Genomic DNA, 23,418 nt, shown 5'->3' on the forward strand with positions numbered 1-23,418 from the left:
TCAGTGGGGTGAGCACGACTGGACTGGCGGGACGTTACCCACCGGTACTCGTTTCCGGAAAGGGGTTTCCGGCCAGATGTCTTATGCATCACACATATCGGTGGTCCTTCGGCGCACATTAGTCCACCCGTGTCCTGATCCGGAAGTAATCGCAGGTCCGACGGCATCTACCCAGAGCGGCGGGCGGAGACCTAGGGTGATCTCCATGGGAGTCGGCACACCGCACAATCAGCACACAACCCCCACTCGACGGACACGCGTGCACGTGGTCAGCGACGTGCACGGGAACACGGAAGCGCTGGCGCGCGCCGGGAACGGTGCGGACGCCCTGATCTGTCTCGGTGACCTGGTCCTCTTCCTCGACTACGCCGATCATTCGCGCGGCATCTTCCCCGACCTGTTCGGCGTCGCCAACGCCGACCGCATCGTGGAGCTGCGCACCGCACGCCGCTTCGACGAGGCGCGCGCCTTCGGCCGCGAGCTGTGGGCGGGCAGGGACCGCAACGCGGCGATCCTGTCCGCCGTGCGCAAGCAGTACGCCGAGATGTTCGCGGTGATGCCCACCCCGACCTACGCCACCTATGGCAACGTCGACGTCCCCGCGCTCTGGTCCGAGTACGCCAATTCCGGTACCACCGTGCTGGACGGCGAACGGGTCGAGATCGGAGGCCGGGTCTTCGGGTTCGTCGGGGGCGGCCTCAGGACCCCCATGAACACCCCGTACGAGATCGGCGACGAGGAATACGCCGCCAAGGTCGAGGCGCTCGGCCCGGTGGACGTCCTGTGCTCACACATCCCCCCGGACGTCCCGGAGCTGACCTACGACACCGTGGCCCGGCGTTTCGAGCGCGGAAGCCGCGCGCTCCTGGACGCCATCCACCGCACCCGCCCCCGCTACGCGGTCTTCGGCCATGTCCACCAGCCGCTGGTCCGCCGGATGCGGATCGGCGTCACCGAGTGCGTCAACGTCGGTCACTTCGCGTCGAGCGGGCGCCCTTGGGCCCTGGAGTGGTGACGACCTCATCCGTGCGACACGGCCACCGGCCGCCGGCCGGGGCGCGGGCGGGAGGGCCGTCGGCACCCGATAGCCTGCACACGGCAGGCCTCTGCCGAACGCGACCGGTACACCGCACTGGAGGGCCACGGCGATGGCTGAACACACCAGCTCGAGCATCACGATCGAGGCGGCACCGCCCGACGTCATGGGAGTGATCGCCGACTTCGCCCGCTATCCCGAATGGACCGGAGAGGTCAAGGAGGCCGAGATCCTGGCCACCGACGACCAGGGCCGTGCCGAGCAGGTCCGCCTCGTCCTGGACGCCGGAGCGATCAAGGACGACCACGTCCTCGCCTACACCTGGAACAGCCCGTACGAGGTCGGCTGGACCCTGGTCAAGTCCCAGATGCTGCGCGCCCTCGACGGCAGTTACGCGCTGGCGCCCCTGGGCGACGGCGACCGCACCGAGGTCACCTACCGGCTCGCCGTCGACGTCAAGATCCCGCTCCTCGGCATGATCAAGCGCAAGGCCGAGAAGGTCATCATCGACCGGGCACTCGCCGGGCTGAAGAAGCGCGTCGAATCCGTCCCGAAGGCCTGATCACGTGCGTACGGTCCTCGTCACCGGTCCCGGCGGCGCAGGCCGTACCACCGTCGCCGCGGCGACCGCGCTCGCCTCGGCACGCGGCGGCCGGCGCACCCTCCTGATCTCCGCCGACGCCGTGCCCGCGCTCCCCCCGGACACCGAGCACCTGTCCTGCGCGCGCATCGACTCCGCCGCGCACTTCCGCGAGGAACTCCTGGCCCTCCAGGACCGGGCGTCCGGGGTGCTCGACCTGCTCGGCGCCAACCGGCTCGACGGCGAGGAACTCACCGAACTCCCGGGCAGCGCGCAGCTCGCCCTCCTCCACGCCCTGCACGGGGCGGCCGAGGGCGACCGGTCCGGGGACGGCTACGAGGTGCTCGTCGTCGACCTGCCCCCGCTCACCGAGGCCCTCGCCCTGCTCGCCCTGCCCGGGCAGCTGCGCCGCTATCTGCGCCGCCTCCTGCCCCGGGAACGCCAGGCGGCCCGTGCCCTGCGCCCGGTGCTCGCCCAGCTCGCCGGTGTCCCCATGCCCGCCCAGTGGCTGTACGAGGCCGCCGCCCGCAAGGACGCCGAACTGGCCCTCGTCGAGGCGCTGATCGAGGACGAGGCGACCACCGTGCGGCTGGTCGCCGAACCCGGGCAGGCCGCAGGTGAGGCGCTGCGCTCCGCCCGCACCGGACTCGCCCTGCACGGACTGCGCGTCGACTCCCTCGTGGCCTCCCGGGTCCTGCCCCGCCACTCCGCCGATCCCTGGTTCGCCGACCTCGCGGCCCGGCAGGAGAAGTGCCTGGACCACTGGCGCCAGGAGTGGGCGCCCGGGACGTCCGTAAGCGAGACCGCCCACCTCGGCCGTGAGCCGCGCACCGTCGAGGACCTGGCCCTGCTCGCCGAGACCTGCGCGCCGGACGACCGGGCGCCGGGACACGCCGGGGACCCCTGGTGGACCGAGGACGCCGGGGACGGTGTCATCGCCTGGTGCCTTCCGCTGCCCGGGGCGGCCAAGGAGGACCTCAAGCTCGTCCGGCGCGGTGACGAACTGCTTCTCACCGCCGGACCGTTCCACCGGATCGTCCGCCTGGAGTCCGCGCTGCGCCGCTGCACCGTCTCCGGGGCCGCGCTCACCGACGGAGTCCTGCGTGTCCGGTTCACGCCTGACCCCGGGCTCTGGCCCCGGACACGATGAACGGCCTACCACCGTTCGGGTAACGTCGGTAGTACGTGGCCCGCACGGTCACGCAGACAACCGCGTCGCAGGAGCCCGCCATGAGTGAAGCCACCGATCGTCCCGCCGACGACGACGCGTGGGCGGAGGCCTGCGCCGAGGACCTCGAAGCGGAGAAGGCGCGTCGCAGGGCCCAGTACGGACAGCAGCCGGGCTCCGCCGCCGAGGAGCTGCGCAAACTGATCGACGCCGTGGCCGACAAGGTCTCCTCGCTGCAGTCGCCGCTGCTCGGCATGGCCGCCCAGGGAACCGTCCAGCAGGTGATCCGGCAGGCCAAATCCGCGGTCGAACCCGTCATCGAGCGCAATCCGGACCTCTTCGACCATCTCGCCGCCGCGGGAAACGAACTCCTCGCCGCCTACCGCTCTGCCGTCGAGGGCCAGGAGGGCCGCTGGACCCGGGGCACCGAAGGCGCCGGACCCACCTCCGGCGGCACCGGATCCGCCCCCGGCACCGGGAAGAAGGCGGCCGATGACGCCTCCGACCCGCGTGACGAGGGCACCGACGGCAGCGAACACATCGACCTGGACTGACCCTGGGCAGGAAATACCCGTCCCCGGCTCGGGTACGGTTGGCCGTAGCGGGGCTCGACCGAAACTGAGGGATTCATGGGACTCACCATCGGCGTCGATATCGGCGGCACGAAGATCGCGGCTGGAGTGGTCGACGAAGAGGGCCGGATCCTCTCGACGTTCAAGGTATCGACCCCGCCGACCGCCGAGGGCATCGTGGACGCGATCAGCTCCGCCGTGTCAGGGGCGAGCGAGGGACACGACGTCGAGGCGGTAGGCATCGGCGCGGCGGGATACGTCGACGACAAGCGTGCCACCGTGCTGTTCGCTCCGAACATCAACTGGCGCCACGAGCCGCTCAAGGACAAGGTCGAGCAGCGCGTCGGCCTGCCCGTCGTCGTCGAGAACGACGCCAACGCGGCGGCCTGGGGCGAATACCGCTTCGGTGCCGGCCAGGGCCACGACGACGTCATCTGCATCACGCTCGGCACCGGCCTGGGCGGCGGCATCATCATCGGCAACAAGCTGCGCCGTGGACGCTTCGGCGTGGCGGCGGAATTCGGTCATATCCGGGTCGTCCCGGACGGGCTGCTCTGCGGCTGCGGCAGCCAGGGCTGCTGGGAGCAGTACGCCTCCGGGCGCGCCCTCGTGCGCTACGCGAAGCAGCGCGCCAACGCCACCCCGGAGAACGCCCCGATCCTGCTCGGGCTCGGCGACGGCACCGTGGAGGGCATCGAGGGCAAGCACATCAGCGAGGCCGCCCGGCAGGGCTGCCCCGTGGCCGTCGACTCCTTCCGCGAGCTGGCGCGCTGGGCAGGGGCCGGACTGGCCGACCTCGCCTCGCTCTTCGACCCGTCGGCCTTCATCGTCGGCGGCGGCGTCTCGGACGAGGGTGAACTCGTCCTCGACCCGATCCGCAAGTCGTTCCGGCGCTGGCTGATCGGCGGCGAGTGGCGCCCGCACGCGCAGGTCCTCGCCGCCCAACTGGGCGGCAAGGCGGGCCTGGTGGGCGCGGCGGACCTGGCACGCCAGGGCTGACCGCACCGCAGCACGTCCAACGCCCGTCGCGCCCTCCGGGGAGCGGCGGGCGTTCGTCGTATCGTGCCTTCCATGGTCACGATGCCGCTGTCCCTGCCCGACTCCCGTACCGAGCCGGACGGTTCGGCCGTCATCAGGGTGCTCAGCTACAACGTCCGCTCGCTGCGGGACGACACCGAGGCGCTGGCCCGTGTCATCCGCGCCTGCGCGCCCGACCTGGTGTGCGTCCAGGAGGCCCCGCGCTTCTTCCGCTGGCGCAAGGCGGCGGCCAGGCTCGCGGCCATGACAGACCTGGTCGTCCTCAGCGGCGGGGCCACGGCGGCCGGGCCACTGCTGCTCTGCTCCCTGCGCGCCACCGTGGAACACACAGAGGACGTCCTGCTGCCGCGCACCCCGGGGCTGCACCGGCGTGGTCTGGCCACTGCGGTCGTACGGATCGCCGGGGCGCGGATCGGTGTCCTGAGCTGTCACCTCAGCCTGCAGCGGGAGGAACGGCAGACGCAGGCGGGGCTGCTGCTGGAGCGGGTCGACGCGATGGACGTCCCGCACGCCGTCGTGGCCGGTGACCTCAACGACGTACCGGAGGGGAGCGCCTTCCGGCGGCTGGCGGGGCGGCTCCAGGACTGCCGGACCGTGCGGCCCTGGGGCGGCGAGCTCACCTTCCCGCCCGACGCTCCGCGCAAGCGCATCGACGCGGTGTTCGCGACCGACGGCATCGAGGTGCTCGGCTGCGGCGTCCCGGAGGACCTGCCCGGTGTCACGGGCGCGGACCTGCGGGCGGCCACGGACCATCTGCCCGTACTCGCCGCCCTCAGGGTGCCCGCGGGGGCCTGAGCCGGGGGACGCCGCCGGAGCGCTTCGCCCCGGGTCGGACGACCGCGTCGCGCGAATGGTCAGACGACCGCGCCGCGCCCCGGGTCGTCGTCCTCTTCGTCGTCGTGGGGCATGCGCGCCACCAGGGTGGCGAACCCGCCCAGGAAGCCGCCGATGGAGAGTGTGGTGAGCCACCACGTCATGTCCCACTGCATCAGCACGGCGACCAGCATCAGCACCGGTCCGCCGACGACCGCGAGCCAGGCGAACTTGGCCGTCACATCGGCCTCGGGAAGCGGTGGCGGCTCCGGCGGGACGAAGTGTCCCTCCCCGCTGTCGTCCGGGTCGTCGGTGTCGCCGTCCTTGGGCGCCTCCAGGCCGTAGTCGCGCGGGCCCGCGACCCCGGGCGCGAAGACGACCGAACCGCCGAGCGGCTTCTTCTCCGGCGGCCCGCCGGATGTCTTGCCGCCCTTGTCCGCGTCGTCGCCCGCGCCCGGCCCCGGCTCCGGAGAGGGGTCCAGGACGTTGAGCTGGTCGTCATCGAGCAGGGCCAGATCCTCGACCGACTTGAAGGGCTTGGCGCCCGGCGGGTCCGGCGGCTCCTCGCCGTACCCCGCGACGATCGCCTCCCAGGCCGCGGTCTCGTCGAGCGGCCTGGCCTCCTCCGTGCCCTCGGGGACGGCCGTTCCTTCCGTGGGGCGCGGTTCGCGCTCCTCGTCACTGCCCGCGCGCTCCGCGTCGTGTTCAGCCACCGGACGTGCTCCCCTTCTTGCCAGCGTTGGGTGCGAGGCGTTCGATGAACCGGTAACTCTCGTCGAAGATCCGCTCCGCATCGTGGTCCAACGTCGCCACGTGGTAGCTCTGTTCCAGGAGGATCTCCTCGACATCCCTGGAGGAGACCCGGCTGAGGATCCGCGCCGTGTCGGCCGGCGGCACGACATGGTCCTGCGGACTGTGCAGCAGCACGATCGGCTGGGTGACCTGGGGCAGATCGGCGTCGACCAGCCGGAAGAACGCCCGCACGGAGTGCGCGGCGTGCAGCGGCACCCGGTCGTAGCCGACCTCCTCGGCGCCCTTGAGCGCGATGTCGCTGGTCAGGCCCTTCGTCGTCCGCACCACATGCCGGGCCACCGGCAGGGCGTACGCCGACAGGCCGTGCACCTTGTTCGCCGGATTCACCAGCACCAGGCCCGTGATCTCGTCCCCGTGCTTCGCGGCGAGGCGGAGCGCCAGGGCACCGCCCATGGAGAGGCCGAAGACGAAGACCTGCTCGCACCGCGCCCGCAGCGCCCGCAGTTCCCGGTCCACCTCCGCGTACCAGTCCTGCCAGCCCGTGACCGCCATGTCCTCCCAGCGCGTGCCGTGGCCGGGCAGCAGGGGGAGGGACACGGTCAGCCCGCGCTCCGCCAGATAACCGGCCCAGGGGCGCAGGGACTGCGGCGAACCCGTGAATCCGTGACAGAGGAGGACGCCGGCCTCTCCGCCCTCGTGGCGGAACGGCTCGGATCCAGGGAGGACCGGCACCGGGGTCTCCTGTTCATGAAGCGGGGCGGGGGGTGCGAGGGGTGTGCAAAAGGATTACTTCACCGTACGCGACCGGACCGACACCGACCAGGGCCGTCACCGTCCGGACAGCTGTCACCAGCTGGGGCACCCGTGCCGGACACCGCCCCGAGCGCACGGGGAGGGCACGGTCCCACAGGTTAAGGTCTCATCGACGGCACACAGGAGGCACCAGAGTTGATCTACGGCGCAATGAAGTTCTCCATCGGCGGCTCCCTGAAGCTCGCCTTCAGGCCGTGGGTGGAGGGTCTGGAGAACATCCCCGCACACGGGCCGGCGATCCTCGCGAGCAACCACCTGTCGTTCTCCGACTCCTTCTTCCTGCCGGCCGTCCTCGACCGCAAGGTGACCTTCATCGCCAAGGCGGAGTACTTCACCGCCCCGGGGGTGAAGGGCAAGCTCACCGCCGCCTTCTTCAAGGGCGTGGGACAGCTCCCGGTGGACCGCTCCGGGAGCCGCGGCGCCGGCGAGGCGGCGATCAAGGCGGGCATCCAGGTGATCGAGAGCGGCGGGCTCTTCGGCATCTACCCGGAGGGCACCCGGTCACCCGACGGACGGCTCTACCGGGGCAAGCCCGGAGGCCTCGCCCGGGTGGCCCTCGCCACCGGTGCTCCCGTCATCCCCGTGGCGATGATCGACACGGAGAAGATCCAGCCGCCCGGCCAGGTGATGCCCAAGCTGATGCGGCCAGGAATCAGGATCGGGAAGCCGCTGGACTTCAGCCGCTACCAGGGCATGGACGGCGACCGGTTCATCCTGCGCTCGGTCACCGACGAGGTGATGTACGAGATCATGAAGCTCTCGGGCCAGGAGTACGTGGACATCTACGCGACGGCGGCCAAACGGCAGATCGCCGACGAGGCGAAGAGCAAGGGAACGGAACGGCCCGGCGCATAGGAGCGCCGCGGACCGCCCGGGCGGGCAGCATGACAGGGGCGGGAACCGGGGGAGGGGACACAGAGGACATGGCCGCGCGTGAACGAGCCGTACGGATGTCGGTCGAGCAGCCGCTGTGGCGGGCACTGACCGCGTACCGCGTGCTGACGCTGGTCTACGCGGCGCTGCTCGCGGGCTTCGGCCGCGACAAGTACGAGCGCCTCTGGGTCGCCGTCGCCTTCCTGGCCTTCCTGACCCTCTGGACCGTCGTCACCCTCCCCAGGGTGGCCGGCGCGGCGAGCTGCACCAAGCGGTTCCTCGGTCTCGACCTCGTGGTCGCACTGGCGGGGATCCTGCTGACCCCCCTCGCCGACGCCGACGCCCAGCACATGGACGGCCCGACGCTCCCGTCGATCTGGACCGCGGGCTCGGTCCTCGCCTTCGCGCTCAAGGGCGGCTGGCGCTGGGCGGCCTTCGCCTCGACCCTCGTCGCCGGCGCCAACATCATCGAGCGGGGCGAGCCCAGCGAGGACACGTTCCACAACGTGCTGCTGGTGTGGGTCGCCTCCATCGCCATCGGTTACGTCGTCGAGGTGGCCCGCGCCAGTGAGCGCACCCTCGCCCGCGCCCTGGAGATCGAGGCCGCCACCCGGGAGCGGGAGCGGCTCGCCCGGGACATCCACGACAGCGTCCTCCAGGTGCTGGCCATGGTCCAGCGGCGCGGCACCGCCATGGGCGGCGAGGCCGCGGAGCTCGGCCGGTTGGCCGGGGAGCAGGAGGTCGCCCTGCGGACCCTGGTCTCCAGCGGCCTGGTGCCCACGACCCGGGTCTCCGAGGAGGGCGCCGAGGGCGCGGCGGTCCGCGCGGTGGACGCGGACGCGCCGGAGGACGGCGAGTGCGACCTGCGCGCGCTGCTCGCCCGGCACGCCGGCTCCAGGGTCACCTTCGCGGAGCCCGGGGCCCCGGTGGTGCTCGCGGCAGGCGCGGCGCGTGAGCTCGCCGCCGCGGTGAGCGCCGCGCTGGACAACGTCCGGGCCCACGCGGGTCCGGACGCCCAGGCCTGGATCCTGGTCGAGGACGAGCCGGACGAGGTGATCGTCACGGTCCGGGACGACGGCCCGGGCATCCCGGAGGGCAGACTCGACCAGGCGGAAGGGGAGGGCCGGCTCGGTGTCGCCCTCTCGATCCGCGGGCGGCTGCGCGATCTGGGCGGTACGGCAGAGCTGATCTCGGTCCCGGGCCAGGGCGCCGAGGTCGAATTGAAGGTCCCGAAGGTTTCACGGGGGAAGGCAGGAAAGGCCCGATGAGTACACCGCACGCACAGGCATCCGAGGAACGGGCCATCAAGGTGATGGTCGTCGACGACCACCCGATGTGGCGCGACGCCGTGGCCCGCGATCTGGCCGAGTCCGGGTTCGACGTGGTCGCGACCGCCGGCGACGGCCCGGGCGCCGTACGCCGTGCCGGGGCCGTCGTGCCCGACGTCCTGGTGCTCGACCTGAACCTCCCGGGGATGCCGGGAGCCCAGGTCTGCAAGGAGCTCGTCGGATCGCATCCCGGGCTGCGTGTCCTGGTGCTCTCCGCCAGTGGCGAGCACGCCGATGTCCTGGAGGCCGTGAAGTCGGGCGCCACCGGCTATCTGCTGAAGTCGGCCAGCACCCGGGAGCTGACCGAGGCCGTGCGCGCCACCGCGGCCGGCGACCCGGTCTTCACGCCGGGCCTCGCCGGGCTGGTCCTCGGCGAATACCGCCGGCTCGCCTCCGACCCCGCACCCGCCGCCCCCGACCAGCCGAAGGCCCCGCAGCTCACGGACCGCGAGACGGAGGTCCTGCGGCTGGTCGCCAAGGGACTCTCGTACAAGCAGATCGCCGAGCGCCTGGTCATCTCCCACCGCACCGTGCAGAACCACGTCCAGAACACCCTGGGAAAGCTCCAGCTGCACAACCGGGTGGAGCTCGTGCGGTACGCCATCGAGACCGGCCTCGACGACGCCTGACGGGCAACCGGCCCGTATCGCGGCGGAATTGACCGTCCGACCCATCCCGAAGTGACCTGGGTCACCATTAGCGTGGCCCATAGCGAGCTCACTTCGGCGAAGGGATGCTTTCATGCGGGTCGGAGTACTGACCGGGGGAGGCGACTGCCCCGGGCTCAACGCGGTCATCCGCGCCGTCGTCCGCAAGGGCGTGCAGGAGTACGGCTACGACTTCACCGGATTCCGCGACGGCTGGCGCGGCCCCCTGGAGGGGGTGACCGTGCCGCTCTCCATACCGGTGGTGCGCGGCATCCTGCCGCGCGGCGGCACCATCCTCGGTTCGTCCCGGACCAATCCGTTCGACGCCGAGTACGCGGGCCAGGGGGTCCGCCGTATCAAGGACAGCCTCGCCAAGTACGAGATCGACTCCCTGATCACGATCGGAGGCGAGGACACGCTCGGCGTCGCGGCCAGGCTGTCGGACGAATACGGCGTCGCGTGCGTAGGCGTCCCGAAGACCATCGACAACGACCTCTCCGGTACCGACTACACCTTCGGTTTCGACACCGCCGTCTCCATCGCGACCGAGGCCATCGACCGGCTCCACACCACGGCCGAGTCCCATATGCGGGTACTCGTCGTCGAGGTGATGGGGCGCCACGCGGGCTGGATCGCCCTCCACTCGGGCATGGCCGGCGGGGCCAACGTCATCCTCATCCCGGAACAGCGCTTCGACACCGACCAGGTCTGCGAGTGGGTCACCTCCCGCTTCCGGGCGAGCTACGCGCCGATCGTGGTGGTCGCCGAGGGCGCGGCACCCGCACGCGGCGAGATGGTCCTCAAGGACGACTCCCATGACTCCTTCGGTCATGTCCGGCTCTCGGGTGTGGGCGAGTGGCTGGCCAAGGAGATCGAGCGGCGTACCGGCAACGAGGCCAGGACCACCGTCCTCGGGCATGTCCAGCGCGGCGGCACACCGAGTGCCTTCGACCGCTGGCTCGCGACCCGCTTCGGGCTCCACGCCATCGACGCGGTGCACGAGGGCGTCTCCGGCGTGATGGTCGCACTCCGGGGGACGGACATCGTGCGGGTGCCGATCGCGGAGGCGACGGCCCGGCTGAAGACGGTCGACCCCGCGCTGTACGCGGAAGCGGGGGTCTTCTTCGGCTGATCCCTCCCCGGCCGGACCTGCTCCGGCCGAGCGGCGCCCAGGGGGCGCGGGCCGTATATTCGCGAGGACCGGCCCCGCCCCCTCATCCGGGAGACGTCGTGGAAATCCTGGCATTCGGAGTGCAGTCCGACGAGAAGCCGCTGATCGAGAAGGCCTTCGCCGGCCTGCACGAAGTCCGCTGCCTGGACGTCTTCCTCACCGAGGACACCGCCCCGATCGCCGCCGGCTACGAGGTCGTCTCCACCAGCGTCAACGCGGACCTCGGCAGTCAGGTCCTGCAGGCCCTCGCGGCGGGCGGCACGCAGATGATCGCCCAGCGCTCCACCGGCTTCAACAACATCGACCTCGAAGTCGCCGAACGGCTCGCCCTGCGCGTCGCCCGGGTCTCGTACTACTCACCCCACGCGGTCGCCGAATTCGCCTGGACCCTGGCCATGGCCGTCAACCGCCGCATCGTCCGGGCGGTGAGCCGCACCAGGGACTTCGACTTCCGGCTGGACGGGCTCCTCGGCCGGGACATGCACGGCCGCACGGCCGGAGTGGTCGGCACGGGCAAGATCGGCGAGGTGTTCACCCGGATCGCCCACGGCTTCGGCATGGAACTGCTCGGCTGGGACGTCACCGAGAACCCCGCCTGCACCGCGCTCGGCATGAGGTACGTGGAGAAGGAGCGCCTCTTCGCCGAGGCGGACCTGATCAGCCTCCATGTGCCGCTGCTGCCGGCCACGCAGCACATCATCGGCGAGGAAGCCCTGTCCGTGATGAAGGACGACGCGATCCTCGTCAACTCCAGCCGAGGCGGTCTCATCGACTCCCGCGCGCTCGTCACCGAGCTGCGGAGCGGCCGGTTCACCGGTGTCGGGCTCGATGTCTACGAGGCGGAGGCAGGGCTGTTCTACGTCGACAAGTCGGTCGAGGGCATCGACGACGACACCCTCGCCCGGCTCGTCACCTTCCCCAACGTCATCGTGACGTCGCATCAGGCGTACTACACGCGTGACGCGGTGGGGCAGATCATCGACGCCACCGTGCGGAACGTCACCGACTACCTGGCGGGCCGCCGCAGCGAGAACGTCCTGGTCCCGGCGCTGCCCCCGCGGTAGCCCGCGAGCTCCTCCGGTCAGCTGGGCACCGGCAGCGCAGCCAGCAGACCGGACACGATCGCCGCGCCGCGCAGCGTCAGCACCGACTCCGGGTGGAACTGCACCGAGGCGAAGCCCCTGCCCCGAAGGGCGTGCAGCTCGCCGGAGGCAGTGTCCCGGCTCGCCTCGATGCCGTGCGCGCCCAGCTCCGTGGCCGCCGCGTCGTCGCAGAGCGCGGTGAAGCTGTTGTAGAAGCCGACGGTCTCGGGCCTGCCGAAGAGATCGATCCGGGTCTGCGCCCCCTGGTACGGCACCGCCTTCCGGGTGATCTCCAGGCCCAGCTCCGCCGCGATCAGCTCATGGCCGAGGCAGACGCCGAGCAGCCCGTGGCGGTGTTCCCGCACGAGCTCGGCGGCCAGCTCCCGCAGCAGCCGCATCTTCGGATCGGCCGCGTCCCCCGGATCGCCGGGCCCGGGCCCCAGGACCACCGGCCCCTCGTGCGCCCTGACGGCCTCGCGCAGCCCGGGCTCGTCATAACGGTGCACCGAGACCGTGAGGCCCGAGGAGCGCAGCAGATGGGCCAGCATCGCGGTGAAGGTGTCCTCGCCGTCCACCACCAGCGCATGGCCGGACAGCTCGTGCGTGCGCTCCTGCATCCGGAGCCAGAAGGGGGCCAGCCCGCCGCGGCGGTCGTCCAGGGCCGCCTGCACCCGCGGATCGGACGCCAGCCCCGGACGGTCCGCCTCGGCCTCGGGCCGGCCCGGCCGGACGCCCAGCGCCGCGAGCACACCGGCCGCCTTCGCGTGGGTCTCGGCGACCTCCCCCGCGGGGTCGGAATGGCGTACGAGCGTGGCGCCCACCGGCACCCGAAGTCCGCCGGACGCCGAGATGTCGGCGGTGCGGATCAGGATCGGCGAGTCCAGCGTCTGCGCCCCGCCGGGCTCCCGGCTCACCAGCGCCAGGGCGCCGGCGTAGTAGCCGCGGCCCCCCGGCTCGTACCGCTCGATCACCCGGCAGGCGTTCTGCACGGGCGAGCCGGTGACCGTCGCCGCGAACATGGTCTCCTTCAGGACCTCGCGCACATCCAGCGAGGAACGCCCGCGCAACTCGTACTCCGTGTGCGCGAGATGGGCCATCTCCTTGAGCCGCGGCCCGACCACCACCCCGCCCATGTCGCCGACCGTGCACATCATCTTGAGCTCCTCGTCGACCACCATGGAGAGCTCCTCGGTCTCCTTGCGGTCGCCGAGGAAGGCCAGCAGGCTCTCGGCGGTCGGCCCCTCGGCCGGATAGCGGTAGGTCCCGCTGATCGGGTTCATCACGACGGTTCCGCCGGACATCCGCACATGGACCTCCGGGCTGGCGCCGACCAGCGTCCGGTCCCCCGTGTGGACGACGAAGGTCCAGTACGCCCCGCGCTCACCGGCCAGCAGCCGTCGGAACAGTGCCAGCGCGTCGGCCCGGCCGAAGCCGGGGATCTCGCCGCCGAAGGTCCGCCGGATCACGAAGTTGGCGCCCTCGCCCTGCCCGATCTCGTCCTCGATGACCCGTCGGACGATGTCCGCGTACTCCTCGTCGGGGACGTCGAACGCACCGTTCTCGACGCGCACGTCGTGGCCGGGCAGCTGTGTGAGCACCTCGGCCAGCGGCAGTTCGTACGCCTGCCCGGCGACCAGCACGGAGAGCGGTGTGCCGTCGTCCCGTACGTCGAAACCGCGCTCGGCGATCTGCCGGAAGGGCACCAGAGCCAGTGAGGGCAGCTCGCCCACCGGGATGTCGGCGAGCCGGTCCGCCTCCCGGACCTCGCCGGTCAGGACCTCGACGATGTCGTGGTCGTGGCCCGGCGTGCGCCGGCGCAGCAGGGCGAAAGGCGGGGAGTCGTCACGGAGCAGCATGGACAACACGTCGGTGGTGCGGACGGTGCGGCCGGAGGTGGGTTCGGGCACGGGAGTTCCTTCCTGATGAGGAACGGATCCCGGCTCCGAAACGCAGAGAAGGCCGCCCCTCGGGCGGCCTTCGCGAAGTCTGTACGCGCGATGAGTCAGCGGGCCGCCGGATGAGCGGTCCACCACCAGTTCTGGGTCGTCTGCGCGAACATGCCACGTACCCTAGCGGAAGCGGCGGACAAACGAGCGTGTGTCTCATTTGTTGAGCGGACGGGCAGGGCGCACTCGACGACCCCGTAATGTTGTCGAGGTGACCGTGAACGCCAATACCTCCGTCGCCGGTGGCCACACCTGGCGAGACCTTCCCGCGGCGCAGCAGCCCGAGTACCCCGATGCCGAGGCTCTGCGCGACGTTATCGCGGACCTCGAGTCGTATCCTCCGCTCGTCTTCGCCGGCGAGTGCGACCAGCTGCGCGCCCGTCTGGGAGCCGTCGCCAAGGGCGAGGCGTTCCTGCTCCAGGGCGGCGACTGCGCCGAGGCCTTCGACGCCGTGTCCGCCGAGCAGATCCGGGCCAAGCTGAAGACGCTGCTCCAGATGAGCGCCGTCCTGACGTACGCGGCCTCCGTGCCGGTCGTCAAGATCGGCCGGATCGCGGGGCAGTACTCCAAGCCGCGCTCGAAGCCGACCGAGACCCGCGACGGCGTGACCCTGCCGACCTACCGCGGCGACTCCGTCAACGGTTTCGAGTTCACCGAGGCGTCCCGCGTCCCGGACCCCGAGCGGCTGAAGCAGATGTACCACGCATCCGCTTCCACGCTGAACCTGGTGCGCGCCTTCACCACCGGTGGTTACGCGGACCTGCGCCAGGTGCACGCCTGGAACCAGGACTTCGTGAAGTCCTCGCCGTCCGGACAGCGTTACGAGGCCCTGGCCCGCGAGATCGACAACGCCCTGAACTTCATGAAGGCGTGCGGCACGGACCCGGCCGAGTTCAAGGCGGTCGAGTTCTACGCCTCGCACGAGGCGCTGCTGCTGGACTACGAGTCGTCGCTGACCCGCACCGACTCGCGCACCGGCCAGCTGTACGACACCTCGGGCCACATGGTCTGGGTCGGTGAGCGCACCCGCCAGATGGACGGCGCGCACATCGAGTTCGCGTCGAAGATCCGTAACCCCATCGGCATCAAGCTGGGCCCGACGACCACCGTGGACGAGGCGCTCGGCTACGTCGACCGCCTCGACCCCGAGCGTGAGCCGGGCCGGCTGACCTTCATCGTCCGCATGGGTGCCGACAAGGTCCGCGACAGGCTCCCCGCACTGGTCGAGGAGGTCACCGCCTCCGGCGCCCAGGTGGTGTGGGTGACCGACCCGATGCACGGAAACACCTTCGAGGCCGCGTCCGGCCACAAGACGCGCCGCTTCGACGACGTCCTGGACGAGGTCAAGGGCTTCTTCGAGGTGCACAAGGCGCTCGGGACGCACCCCGGCGGCATCCACGTCGAGCTCACGGGCGACGACGTCACCGAGTGCGTCGGCGGCGGCCACGAGATCTTCGTGGACGATCTGCACCAGCGCTACGAGACGGCCTGCGACCCGCGCCTCAACCGCAGCCAGTCCCTGGACCTGGCCTTCCTGGTCGCGGAGATGTACCGCGACCAGTAGGGATCACCGCTGGTGACACACGTGGGGCGCGGATCGATGTGATCCGTGCCCCACGTGCGTAACGGGGCTTTTGCGTGCGGGAGCTCGCGGGTAAGGTTAGGTTAGCCTCACCGGGAAATCGGGACGGCGCAGCGATCGACCCGTCGGGAGGTGAACCGCATGTACGTCTGCTCCTGCTTCGGCATCACGGAGGACCAGGTCAAGCAGCATGCGGACGGCGGAGCGTGCACGCCTCGCCAGATCGCCTCCGCCTGCAAGGCCGGCACCGACTGCGGCGGCTGTGTCCGCAGGATCCAGGCGCTGCTCGGCCGTGGCGAGTGCCCGCGCCGTGACCTCGTCGAGGGACGCACCGCGCCGACGGGCGCCCCGGCCGGCGCGCCCGTCGCTCTCGGCGGCACCCCGGCCGTCAGGCTCTCCGACGCAGCCTGAGGACCCTGCCCGGGCCGTGGAGCCGTATCGGTGCCGTCGGCGGATCAGCTGTCCGGCTGCTCGACCAGCTGGGCGATGTAGAGTGCCTCGCCGAGCTTCTCGACCAGCTCCAGCTGGGTGTCGAGATAGTCGATGTGGTGCTCCTCGTCCTCGAGGATGGACTCGAAGATATTCGCCGAAGTGATGTCGCCCTTGCCGCGCATCACCTCGATGCCCCGCCTGAGACGGTCGATCGCCTCCACCTCGACCTGGCGGTCCGCCTGGAACATCTCGGTGACCGTCTGGCCGACCCGCACATGGAAGAGCCGCTGATAGTTGGGCAGGCCGTCCAGGAACAGGATCCGGTCGGTGAGGATCTCCGCGTGCTTCATCTCGTCGAACGATTCGGCCCGCGTGTACTTGGCGAGCTTTGTCCAGCCAAAGTTCTCCTGCATCTTCGCGTGCAGGAAGTACTGATTGATGGCAGTCAATTCGGCGGTCAGCTGTTCGTTCAGGAACTCGAGGACCTCGGGGTCGCCCTGCATCGCAGAGGCTCCTTCCAACCGGTGAACTGGGCATGTTTGCGCGCATCCTCGCATCGCGCCATGCAGCCGTCCAGTAAGTGCATGCTTAGTATGAGTTGCCCGAATCGACTCTCCCCTGGTCATGACCACCCCTGGCTGTCTGTCACCATGGAGGCATGGGTCAGCCGGAAAGCCGGGAACGCGGCACAGCAGAGCAGTCCGGGCTTCCACCGGGGCAACGGCTGCAGCGCGGCTGGCCGGTCACCCATTACGGGCCCGTGCCCAAGTTCAAACCGGACCGCTGGGAGTTCCGGGTCTTCGGGGCCACGGCCGACGGTGAGAAGCACTGCTGGAATCACCAGGAATTCACGGCGCTTCCCTTCTCCTCGGTCTTCGCCGACCTCCACTGCGTGACCAAATTCAGCATGCTCGGAGCCGAATGGGGCGGAATCCCGGCCCGCGAGGTGGTGGAACTGGCGCCGCCGGCGCCCCATGTCACCCATGTGATGGTCTGGGCCGAATACGGATTCAGCTCGAACCTCCGGATCGACGACTTCACGTCGGAGCGGACGCTGTTCGCCACGCACAAGGACGGCGAACTGCTCACCGCCGAACACGGATTCCCGCTGCGCCTGGTCGTACCGCATCTGTATGCCTGGAAGGGGCCCAAATGGGTCCGCGGCATCGAATACATGTCGGCCGACCGCCGTGGGTTCTGGGAGGAGCGCGGCTACCACAACATCGGGGATCCGTGGAGCGAGCAGCGCTACTCCTACCAGGAGGAGCCCGGGGACGGCCCCGAACTCTGACGTGTTCGCCGTGCCGGTCAGTGGTGGTAGCGGTGCACCACCGCGTGCCCCTTGCCACGGCCGATCATCCACCGGTTGACCGGTGTGGTGACGAGGAAGGCCGCCACCAGTGAGAGGGCCAGCGCGGTCCAGAACGTCCCGTCCGAGAGGCCGGAGTCCATGGCGCCCGGCCAGAGTGCGATGACCCCGTTGTCGATCAGCTCCATCACGGCGATGGACACGGTGTCCGCGGCCAGCGCGACCCGGACCGCCGCACGGAGGCCGAGGCCGGCGCCCACGACCGAGCGCAGGGTCAGCGCGTAGCCGAAGAAGAACGCCAGGACGATCGCGAGCACCATCGTCGGCACATTGCCCCAGCCGAGCGCCGTACCGATCACCATGCCCAGGATCTCGCCGATCGCACATCCGGTGAGGCAGTGCAGGGTGGCGCGCGCGGCGAGGGTCCAGGTCGAGCCGCCGCCACCCTCCTCGCCGTGCGCGCGGTGTGGGTCGTGTGCCTCGTGTCGCATGAGAAGCTCCCGAAAACCGGTTCGCGGTCCCTGACGCCGAGGGGAACCACATACCCGCCTGGGGTATTCCAGGCTAGTGGGAGCCCCGGAGTTCCTTCAGCCGTGCCACATCCGCCGCATGGCCTTCCTTGCCGCCGGGCGTCTCGATGATCAGCGGCACGCCCTCCGTCGCCGGATGCGAGAACAGCTCGCGGAAGGGCCCGGCACCGATATGGCCCGCACCGATGTTCTCGTGACGGTCCTTGTGGGCGCCCACCACGTCCTTGGAGTCATTGGCGTGGATCAGTTTCAGCCTGTTCCCGCCGACCGTGTCCACCAGCAGGTCCAGGGTCTGCCGCATGCCCGCGGGGCCGGTCAGATCGTGGCCCGCCGCGTAGATGTGGCAGGTGTCCAGGCAGACGCCCAGCCTGGGGTGGGAGTCCAGGGCCTCGAAGTACGGGCCGAAGTCCCAGGTCCGCGAGCAGAGCGACGAGCCCTGCCCGGCGGTCGACTCCAGCAGCAGGAACGGATCGTCGTCATGGGCGAGCTCGTCCAGCAGTGGGAGCATGTGCTCCCGCACCTGGGCGAGGGCGACCTCGCGAGGGCGTCCGCCGGTCGCCGAGCCGGTGTGCACCACCACACCCAGGGCGCCGATCTCCCGCGCCCGGCGCAGCGAGTGGCGCAGCGACACGACCGACCGCTCGACCGTGGCCTCGGTGTGCGAGCCGAAGTTGATCAGATACGGGGCATGGACGTACGCCGGAACGGAGCCGGCCGCGCACTCCGAGCGGAACAGCTCGTCCTGCGCCGGATTCCCGGGCGGTGTCGCCCAGCCACGCGGATTGGCGACGAAGACCTGCACGGTCTCCGCCGCCAGCTCACGGGCGTAGCCGAGGCCGATCTTGGCGAGTCCGCCGGCCACGGGAACGTGTCCGCCGATGGGGTTGCGCATGTGCCGCCAGTCCTCGATGGGTCTTCTACAGGGCCTTGGTCCTGATGGTGATCGCTGAGCCTTCGGCGGCCTTCTCGCCGCCCTCGACCGACTGCTTCCCGACGGTGTCGCTGAAGGAGAGGAACGGGCGCTCGACCTTGACCTCGAACCCCGCGTCCTCCAGTGCGCTCCGGGCCTCGTCGACGTCCTTCCCCGTGACATCGGGGACCAGGAGCATGCGCGGGCCCTTGGAGACCGTCAGCTCCACGGTGTCGCCCTCGGCGGCCTCCGCGCCGTTCCCGGGCGACTGCCGGGCGATCTCGCCCTCCGCCTCGGGGGAGTTGACCCGGTCGGTCAGCACCTTCGCCCCGAGACCCGCCTCGTCCAGAGCGGCCGTGGCGTCCTCCACGGAGAGCCCGGTGACGTCGGGCACGTCGACGGGGCTGCCCTTGCTGACGACCAGTGCGACCGCCGAGTCGGGATGGCGCTCCGTGCCGGCCCGCGGATCCGTACGGATCACCTTGCCCCGGTCGATCTCCTCGCTGAACTCCCTGGTCACCATGCCGGGCGCGAGTCCCGACTTCTTCAGCTCCCGCCGGGCCTCGGCGAGTGCGAGGCTCTCGACGTCGGGGACCTTCACGATCTCCGGGCCGCGCGAGATCACCAGTCCCACCGCGTCGTTGCCCCGGATCCGCTCGCCGGAGCCCGGATCGCTGCTGATCACCGTGTTGCGCTTCACCGTGTCGCTGTAGGCGCGCTCGACCCCCTTCAGGTCGAGGCCCTCGTCCGCGAGCCGCTTCTCGGCGGCGCTCTGCGTCTGGCCCAGGAGGGAGGGCACCCGGGTGAACTGGCCCGAGTTGATGTACCAGACGCCCGCACCGGCCACCAGCACCAGCAGGACGGCGACGAGCACGGCGATCGTCCCGCGCCGGCCGCGGCCGGCGAAGCGCCCCAGCCGCCCGCGCGCGGGGTCCTGGGGTGCGGACGGGGGCATCTCCAGCCGGCTGGTGTGGTGCGCGGTTCCCTGGCCGGCCGGGATCACCCTGGGGATCACGCTCGTACGGTCCTCGGCGGCGTCGTGTTCCTCCGTGAGGGCCTGCGGGGGCATCGCGTCGAGCTGTTCCTCGGTGAGGGCCGCCCGTATCTCGCGGGACCGTGCGAGCAGGGCGACCGCGTCGGACGGACGGGCGTCGGGCGTGCGCGCCGTCGCGGCGGCCACCAGCTCGTCCAGCCCGGCGGCCAGGCCAGGAACGGCACCGGACGGCGCCGGGACGTCCTCGTTCAGATGCTGGTAGATGACCTGGGCGGCGGTGTCCCCGCTGTGCGGCTTGTCTCCGGTCAGCATCTCGTAGAGCACGACACCGCAGGCGTACACGTCGGACCGGGTGTCGGCCGTGCCCTGCTCGATCTGCTCCGGGGCGAGATAGGAGACCGTGCCCAGGAGGGAGCCGGTGGTGTCCGTGGCGGTCCCCACGGCGCGTACGAGACCGAAGTCGGCGACCTTCACCCGGCCGTCGTCCCCTATCAGGACGTTCTCCGGCTTCATGTCGCGGTGGACGAAGCCCGCCCGGTGCGCGGCGCCGAGGGCGGCCAGCACCGGTTCGAGGATGTCCAGGGCCGCCCGGGGCTGCAGCGCCCCGCGCTCGCGCAGGACATCGCGCAGGGTGCACCCGGCGACGTACTCCATCGCGAGGTACACATACGCGCCCTGGGCGCCCTGGTCGAAGACGGCCACCACATTGGGGTGGGCGAGCCGGGCGACGGACTTCGCCTCGCGGATGAAGCGCTCGACGAACGCCACGTCGGTCGCCAGCGCAGGATGCATCACCTTGAGGGCGAGCACCCGGTCGAGCCGGGTGTCCACGGCCCGGTAGACCGTGGCCATACCGCCGACGGCGATGCGCGCATCGATGCGATAGCGGCCGTCGAGCAGCTGCCCGACAAGGGGGTCCTGGAGGGTCGTGTCCACAGGGCGAGTCTACGAGCTGCCACGGACACCACGGATGGCCCAGGGTCCTCCGGGGGCCGTTCCGGTGCCGAGCCGTGACAGGGGCATGCACGTGCTGTGACCTCGGGACCGCCGCCGGTGCCCGGTCCTCAGAAGGCCGGGCGCTCCGGATCCAGCACCGCGCGGCCCTCCGCAGGCGAGGACGCCTCGGCGAAATGGCGGCGCGGGATGCGTCCCGCCCGGTACGCCAGACGTCCGCCGTCCACCGCGTGCCGCATCGCCGCTGCCATCAGCTCGGGCTCCTGCGCCCGGGTCACCGCCGAGGCGAGCATCACAGCGGCACAGCCCAGCTCCATCGCCAGCGCCGCGTCCGACGCGGTCCCGGCACCGGCGTCCAGGATCACCGGGACCCCGGCCTGCTCGACGATCAGCTGGAAGTTGTGCGGGTTGCGGATGCCGAGCCCTGAACCGATGGGGGAGCCCAGCGGCATGATCGCCGCGCACCCCACGTCCTGGAGCTTCCGGGCCAGGACCGGGTCGTCATTGGTGTACGGCAGGACCGTGAAGCCGTCGTCGACCAGGATCTCGGCGGCGTCCAGCAGCTCGATCGGGTCGGGCAGCAGGGTCCGCTCGTCGGCCACGACCTCCAGCTTGATCCAGTCGGTGCCCAGCGCCTCCCTGGCCAGCCGGGCCGTCAGCACGGCCTCGCCCGCGGTGAAACAGCCCGCGGTGTTCGGCAGGACCTGGATGGAGAGGCGTCGCAGGACGGAGAGCACCGAACCCTGCACCGTCGGGTCGAGCCGGCGCATCGCCACGGTGGTCAGCTCGGTGCCCGAGGCGGCCAGGGAGCGTTCCAGCACCTCCAGGCTGGGCGCCCCGCCCGTGCCCATGATCAGCCGTGACGTGAACGCGGTGGAACCGAGGGTGAAGAGATCGTCGGACATGGTCAGCCTCCCTGGACCGCGGTGAGCACCTCGACACGGTCGCCGTCGGCGAGCACGGTGGCGGACCACCGACCGCGTGGGACGACGGCCTCGTTGACCGCGGCGGCGACCCCGGAGGGCGCCGTGGTCAACGCCGCGACCAGGGTGTCGAGCGCGGTGCCGGCGGGGACGGTGCGGCCCTCCCCGTTGACGGACACCGAGACGGGAACAGGGACGGCGGCGGGCGCGGGCTGTGTCATACGGGCTGCTCCTGCGGCGCGGGGGCGGTTTCTTCTGTTTCTTCGGAATCTTCGGGGGAGGAGGCCTGCGGGCTCTCCGGAGGGACGGGGCCGAAGCGGCGCGGCGCGAAGGGCCGGCCCAGCTCGGGCAGCTCGCCCGTGGTCAGCACGTGGGCCATCACATCGCCGGTGACGGGGGTCAGCAGCACCCCGTTGCGGTGGTGCCCGGTGGCCAGATGCAGGCCAGGCAGTGCCGTGGGCCCCAGCAGCGGCGCGTTGTCGGGCGAGGCGGGCCGAAGGCCGGCCCGGGTCTCGGTCAGCGGCAGCTCCGTGATGCCGGGCATCAGCTCGTGGGCGTCCCGAAGCAGCTCGTACACCCCGCCCGCGGTGACCGTGGTGTCCCAGCCCAGCTCCTCCGTGGTCGCGCCGACCACCAGCTCGCCGTTGGCCCGCGGGACCAGATAGACATGGCTGCCCCGCACGACGGCCCGCACCGTCCTGCTGAGGAAGGGGGCGTACGCGGGCGGCACGGTCAGCCGGAGCACCTGCCCCTTGACCGGGCGTACCGGTGGGACGACTGCCTCGGGCAGCCCTTCGAGCCGGCCGCTGAGGCTGCCGCCGGCGAGTACCACCTGGCCTGCGGCGAGCTCCGTGCCGTCGGCCAGGACGGCTCCCGTCGCACGGCCGCCCGTGACCGAGAGCCGCTGGACCCAGGCGCGGCGGAACATCACCCCGGCCCGCTCGCAGGCGGTGACCAGGGCCGAGGCGAGCCGCCTGGGGTCCACCTGGTGGTCGCCGTCGACGCGCAGCCCGCCGCGTACCCCGGGGGCGAGCATCGGTTCCAGACGGCGGCACTCGCGGCCGCTGAGCCACTCGGACTCCAGCCCCGAACGCTGCTGCAGCGCGTGCAGCTCCCGCAGATGGGCCCTGTCGTCGGAGTCCAGCGCGACGGAAAGGGTGCCGCACGCGCGGAAGCCGGTCTTCTGCCCGCTCGCCTCCTCCAGCTCGGCCACGAACGCCGGATAGCGTGCGGCGGAGGCCACGTTGAGGCCGAGCAGCATCTGCTCGCCGTAGTGGAGTTCGGTGACGGCGGCGAGCATCCCGGCCGCGACCTGGGCGGCGCCGCCGCCCGGGGCGGGATCGGCCAGCGTGGTGCGAAGGCCGTGCTGGGCCGACCGCCACGCGGTCACCAGACCGATGATGCCGCCTCCGACGACCAGGACGTCGGAACTGCTTGCGGAGATACGCATGGGCGTCCAGCCCCTCCCTTCGCCGGCATGACCCGGATCAGGTTCGTACGGTCGGAGGCCGGCCAGCCTCCCTCTCAGCCCGGTACGTCCGGACTCCCGCGAGTGCCTTACGGTGGCCAGCCTAAACCCCACCGCCCACAGCCTGTAAGGGAGCGGCACGCGTGGCCCGTTCACTCGACGGACTCGTCCTCTCACCGGTCGCCGACCAGGCCCCCGGCCAGGTCGGGACCCGGACCCGATTCACCTACCACCAGCGGGGCGGCCGGATATGGGCCGCCTACGAGGGCGGCGACGTCGTCCGAGGGCATCTCGTCGGCACCCGGGAGGCGGATACCCTCGACTTCAGGTACGTCCAGCTCAAGCGGGACGGGACGACCTCCTCGGGGCACTGCCTCTCCACCGTCACCGAGCTCCCCGACGGGCGGGTGCGTCTGGACGAGAAGTGGGAATGGGAGTCCCAGGAGGGCAGCGGGACGAGTGTGGTGGAGGAGCTCGCCGACTGATGGAGCGTCAG

At 71.1% G+C, this 23,418-nt stretch carries 26 protein-coding genes and 1 riboswitch; of the genes, 15 read left to right on the forward strand and 11 right to left on the reverse strand.

Going from position 1 to position 23,418, the window contains the following annotated elements:
• Window positions 1-205 precede the first annotated feature (205 nt).
• The 6 genes from ACIREO_RS15355 to ACIREO_RS15380 all read left to right on the forward strand — a co-directional run bounded on the left by ACIREO_RS15355 (window position 206) and on the right by ACIREO_RS15380 (window position 5,189).
• On the forward strand, window positions 206-1,015 hold the full coding sequence (locus ACIREO_RS15355; RefSeq protein WP_404109409.1) for a metallophosphoesterase: 810 nt from the start codon (window positions 206-208) through the stop codon (window positions 1,013-1,015).
• A gap of 133 nt (window positions 1,016-1,148) precedes the next feature.
• The gene (locus ACIREO_RS15360) at window positions 1,149-1,598 is read left to right on the forward strand and encodes an SRPBCC family protein (RefSeq protein WP_404109412.1); all 450 of its coding nucleotides are present in this window, start codon (window positions 1,149-1,151) and stop codon (window positions 1,596-1,598) included.
• Between the two features lie 4 nt (window positions 1,599-1,602).
• Window positions 1,603-2,766: an ArsA-related P-loop ATPase gene (locus ACIREO_RS15365; protein ID WP_404109414.1), complete on the forward strand. Its 1,164-nt coding sequence runs from the start codon at window positions 1,603-1,605 to the stop codon at window positions 2,764-2,766.
• Between the two features lie 80 nt (window positions 2,767-2,846).
• The gene (locus tag ACIREO_RS15370) at window positions 2,847-3,338 is read left to right on the forward strand and encodes a DUF5304 domain-containing protein (protein ID WP_404109415.1); all 492 of its coding nucleotides are present in this window, start codon (window positions 2,847-2,849) and stop codon (window positions 3,336-3,338) included.
• A 75-nt stretch (window positions 3,339-3,413) separates the two neighbouring features.
• Window positions 3,414-4,355 (forward strand): ROK family glucokinase, encoded by a 942-nt coding sequence (locus ACIREO_RS15375; protein ID WP_404109418.1) that lies wholly within the window; start codon window positions 3,414-3,416, stop codon window positions 4,353-4,355.
• A gap of 72 nt (window positions 4,356-4,427) precedes the next feature.
• Window positions 4,428-5,189 carry an endonuclease/exonuclease/phosphatase family protein gene (locus ACIREO_RS15380; protein ID WP_404109420.1) on the forward strand — a complete coding sequence of 254 codons (762 nt, stop codon included), beginning with the start codon at window positions 4,428-4,430 and terminating at the stop codon, window positions 5,187-5,189.
• 59 nt (window positions 5,190-5,248) lie between these two features.
• Here the strand turns inward: ACIREO_RS15380 and ACIREO_RS15385 are convergent, their stop codons facing one another.
• Complete coding sequence (locus tag ACIREO_RS15385; RefSeq protein ID WP_404109423.1) at window positions 5,249-5,920, reverse strand: hypothetical protein; 672 nt, start codon at window positions 5,918-5,920, stop codon at window positions 5,249-5,251.
• Entirely contained in the window at window positions 5,913-6,692 is a 780-nt protein-coding gene (locus ACIREO_RS15390) for an alpha/beta hydrolase (RefSeq protein ID WP_404109425.1), read from the reverse strand. Before ACIREO_RS15390 ends, ACIREO_RS15385 begins: the two co-directional genes overlap by 8 nt.
• Window positions 6,693-6,908: 216 nt before the next feature.
• Here ACIREO_RS15390 and ACIREO_RS15395 point away from each other — a divergent pair, with 216 nt between their 5' ends.
• From ACIREO_RS15395 to ACIREO_RS15415, 5 genes are all read left to right on the forward strand, one after another.
• Entirely contained in the window at window positions 6,909-7,628 is a 720-nt protein-coding gene (locus ACIREO_RS15395) for a lysophospholipid acyltransferase family protein (RefSeq protein ID WP_404109428.1), read from the forward strand.
• A gap of 68 nt (window positions 7,629-7,696) precedes the next feature.
• Window positions 7,697-8,914, forward strand: coding sequence for a MacS family sensor histidine kinase (macS, locus tag ACIREO_RS15400; protein WP_404109430.1), 1,218 nt, complete (start codon window positions 7,697-7,699; stop codon window positions 8,912-8,914).
• On the forward strand, window positions 8,911-9,603 hold the full coding sequence (locus ACIREO_RS15405; RefSeq protein WP_404109433.1) for a response regulator: 693 nt from the start codon (window positions 8,911-8,913) through the stop codon (window positions 9,601-9,603). Before macS ends, ACIREO_RS15405 begins: the two co-directional genes overlap by 4 nt.
• Window positions 9,604-9,715: 112 nt before the next feature.
• On the forward strand, window positions 9,716-10,753 hold the full coding sequence (locus tag ACIREO_RS15410; protein ID WP_404109436.1) for a 6-phosphofructokinase: 1,038 nt from the start codon (window positions 9,716-9,718) through the stop codon (window positions 10,751-10,753).
• A 98-nt stretch (window positions 10,754-10,851) separates the two neighbouring features.
• Complete coding sequence (locus ACIREO_RS15415) at window positions 10,852-11,856, forward strand: 2-hydroxyacid dehydrogenase (RefSeq protein WP_404109439.1); 1,005 nt, start codon at window positions 10,852-10,854, stop codon at window positions 11,854-11,856.
• A gap of 17 nt (window positions 11,857-11,873) precedes the next feature.
• Here ACIREO_RS15415 and ACIREO_RS15420 read toward each other — a convergent pair whose 3' ends face one another.
• Together ACIREO_RS15420 and ACIREO_RS15425 are read right to left on the reverse strand one after the other, a co-directional pair.
• Window positions 11,874-13,730 carry an anthranilate synthase family protein gene (locus tag ACIREO_RS15420; RefSeq protein WP_404109984.1) on the reverse strand — a complete coding sequence of 619 codons (1,857 nt, stop codon included), beginning with the start codon at window positions 13,728-13,730 and terminating at the stop codon, window positions 11,874-11,876.
• A gap of 146 nt (window positions 13,731-13,876) precedes the next feature.
• Window positions 13,877-13,933, reverse strand: coding sequence for a trp operon leader peptide (locus tag ACIREO_RS15425; protein ID WP_124277238.1), 57 nt, complete (start codon window positions 13,931-13,933; stop codon window positions 13,877-13,879).
• A gap of 104 nt (window positions 13,934-14,037) precedes the next feature.
• Between ACIREO_RS15425 and ACIREO_RS15430 the strand changes: the two genes are divergently transcribed.
• Together ACIREO_RS15430 and ACIREO_RS15435 are read left to right on the forward strand one after the other, a co-directional pair.
• On the forward strand, window positions 14,038-15,384 hold the full coding sequence (locus ACIREO_RS15430) for a class II 3-deoxy-7-phosphoheptulonate synthase (protein ID WP_404109986.1): 1,347 nt from the start codon (window positions 14,038-14,040) through the stop codon (window positions 15,382-15,384).
• A 159-nt stretch (window positions 15,385-15,543) separates the two neighbouring features.
• A complete protein-coding gene (locus tag ACIREO_RS15435) occupies window positions 15,544-15,813 on the forward strand; it encodes a bacterioferritin-associated ferredoxin (protein ID WP_404109442.1) in 270 nt (89 codons plus the stop codon).
• 44 nt (window positions 15,814-15,857) lie between these two features.
• Here the strand turns inward: ACIREO_RS15435 and bfr are convergent, their stop codons facing one another.
• Entirely contained in the window at window positions 15,858-16,337 is a 480-nt protein-coding gene (gene bfr / locus ACIREO_RS15440; protein WP_404109444.1) for a bacterioferritin, read from the reverse strand.
• A gap of 155 nt (window positions 16,338-16,492) precedes the next feature.
• Between bfr and ACIREO_RS15445 the strand changes: the two genes are divergently transcribed.
• Window positions 16,493-17,125, forward strand: a complete 633-nt coding sequence (locus ACIREO_RS15445) for a sulfite oxidase-like oxidoreductase (protein ID WP_404109447.1) — start codon at window positions 16,493-16,495, stop codon at window positions 17,123-17,125.
• Between the two features lie 17 nt (window positions 17,126-17,142).
• Here the strand turns inward: ACIREO_RS15445 and ACIREO_RS15450 are convergent, their stop codons facing one another.
• The 6 genes from ACIREO_RS15450 to thiO all read right to left on the reverse strand — a co-directional run bounded on the left by ACIREO_RS15450 (window position 17,143) and on the right by thiO (window position 22,904).
• Complete coding sequence (locus ACIREO_RS15450; protein WP_404109450.1) at window positions 17,143-17,634, reverse strand: DUF4396 domain-containing protein; 492 nt, start codon at window positions 17,632-17,634, stop codon at window positions 17,143-17,145.
• Window positions 17,635-17,707: 73 nt separating this feature from the next.
• Window positions 17,708-18,565 carry a deoxyribonuclease IV gene (locus ACIREO_RS15455; protein ID WP_404109453.1) on the reverse strand — a complete coding sequence of 286 codons (858 nt, stop codon included), beginning with the start codon at window positions 18,563-18,565 and terminating at the stop codon, window positions 17,708-17,710.
• 25 nt (window positions 18,566-18,590) lie between these two features.
• Window positions 18,591-20,513 carry a Stk1 family PASTA domain-containing Ser/Thr kinase gene (pknB, locus tag ACIREO_RS15460; protein WP_404109456.1) on the reverse strand — a complete coding sequence of 641 codons (1,923 nt, stop codon included), beginning with the start codon at window positions 20,511-20,513 and terminating at the stop codon, window positions 18,591-18,593.
• A 128-nt stretch (window positions 20,514-20,641) separates the two neighbouring features.
• On the reverse strand, window positions 20,642-21,436 hold the full coding sequence (locus ACIREO_RS15465) for a thiazole synthase (protein ID WP_404109458.1): 795 nt from the start codon (window positions 21,434-21,436) through the stop codon (window positions 20,642-20,644).
• A gap of 2 nt (window positions 21,437-21,438) precedes the next feature.
• Window positions 21,439-21,675, reverse strand: coding sequence for a sulfur carrier protein ThiS (thiS, locus tag ACIREO_RS15470; protein WP_404109460.1), 237 nt, complete (start codon window positions 21,673-21,675; stop codon window positions 21,439-21,441).
• Entirely contained in the window at window positions 21,672-22,904 is a 1,233-nt protein-coding gene (gene thiO / locus ACIREO_RS15475; protein WP_404109463.1) for a glycine oxidase ThiO, read from the reverse strand. The genes thiS and thiO overlap by 4 nt, the downstream gene beginning before the upstream one ends.
• Window positions 22,902-23,014, reverse strand: a riboswitch (TPP riboswitch). Its footprint overlaps the gene before it by 3 nt.
• 51 nt (window positions 23,015-23,065) lie before the next feature.
• Here thiO and ACIREO_RS15480 point away from each other — a divergent pair.
• Window positions 23,066-23,407: a hypothetical protein gene (locus ACIREO_RS15480; RefSeq protein WP_404109465.1), complete on the forward strand. Its 342-nt coding sequence runs from the start codon at window positions 23,066-23,068 to the stop codon at window positions 23,405-23,407.
• Window positions 23,408-23,418: the final 11 nt, after the last annotated feature.

Origin of the sequence: Streptomyces sp. NPDC102441 (assembly GCF_044765585.1) — a bacterium.
Classification (GTDB): domain Bacteria; phylum Actinomycetota; class Actinomycetes; order Streptomycetales; family Streptomycetaceae; genus Streptomyces.

Excerpts from the sequence above, each read along its gene's own strand:
- ACIREO_RS15465 (WP_404109458.1), bottom strand. The coding sequence starts at position 21,436 with ATGTCCGACGATCTCTTCACCCTCGGTTCCACCGCGTTCACGTCACGG.
- ACIREO_RS15410 (WP_404109436.1), top strand. The coding sequence starts at position 9,716 with ATGCGGGTCGGAGTACTGACCGGGGGAGGCGACTGCCCCGGGCTCAAC.
- ACIREO_RS15420 (WP_404109984.1), bottom strand. The coding sequence starts at position 13,730 with ATGCTGCTCCGTGACGACTCCCCGCCTTTCGCCCTGCTGCGCCGGCGC.
- ACIREO_RS15355 (WP_404109409.1), top strand. The coding sequence starts at position 206 with ATGGGAGTCGGCACACCGCACAATCAGCACACAACCCCCACTCGACGG.
- ACIREO_RS15450 (WP_404109450.1), bottom strand. The coding sequence starts at position 17,634 with ATGCGACACGAGGCACACGACCCACACCGCGCGCACGGCGAGGAGGGT.
- ACIREO_RS15405 (WP_404109433.1), top strand. The coding sequence starts at position 8,911 with ATGAGTACACCGCACGCACAGGCATCCGAGGAACGGGCCATCAAGGTG.
- ACIREO_RS15445 (WP_404109447.1), top strand. The coding sequence starts at position 16,493 with ATGGGTCAGCCGGAAAGCCGGGAACGCGGCACAGCAGAGCAGTCCGGG.
- ACIREO_RS15455 (WP_404109453.1), bottom strand. The coding sequence starts at position 18,565 with ATGCGCAACCCCATCGGCGGACACGTTCCCGTGGCCGGCGGACTCGCC.
- ACIREO_RS15380 (WP_404109420.1), top strand. The coding sequence starts at position 4,428 with ATGGTCACGATGCCGCTGTCCCTGCCCGACTCCCGTACCGAGCCGGAC.
- ACIREO_RS15435 (WP_404109442.1), top strand. The coding sequence starts at position 15,544 with ATGTACGTCTGCTCCTGCTTCGGCATCACGGAGGACCAGGTCAAGCAG.
- ACIREO_RS15375 (WP_404109418.1), top strand. The coding sequence starts at position 3,414 with ATGGGACTCACCATCGGCGTCGATATCGGCGGCACGAAGATCGCGGCT.
- ACIREO_RS15370 (WP_404109415.1), top strand. The coding sequence starts at position 2,847 with ATGAGTGAAGCCACCGATCGTCCCGCCGACGACGACGCGTGGGCGGAG.
- thiS (WP_404109460.1), bottom strand. The coding sequence starts at position 21,675 with ATGACACAGCCCGCGCCCGCCGCCGTCCCTGTTCCCGTCTCGGTGTCC.
- ACIREO_RS15360 (WP_404109412.1), top strand. The coding sequence starts at position 1,149 with ATGGCTGAACACACCAGCTCGAGCATCACGATCGAGGCGGCACCGCCC.
- macS (WP_404109430.1), top strand. The coding sequence starts at position 7,697 with ATGGCCGCGCGTGAACGAGCCGTACGGATGTCGGTCGAGCAGCCGCTG.
- bfr (WP_404109444.1), bottom strand. The coding sequence starts at position 16,337 with ATGCAGGGCGACCCCGAGGTCCTCGAGTTCCTGAACGAACAGCTGACC.
- thiO (WP_404109463.1), bottom strand. The coding sequence starts at position 22,904 with ATGCGTATCTCCGCAAGCAGTTCCGACGTCCTGGTCGTCGGAGGCGGC.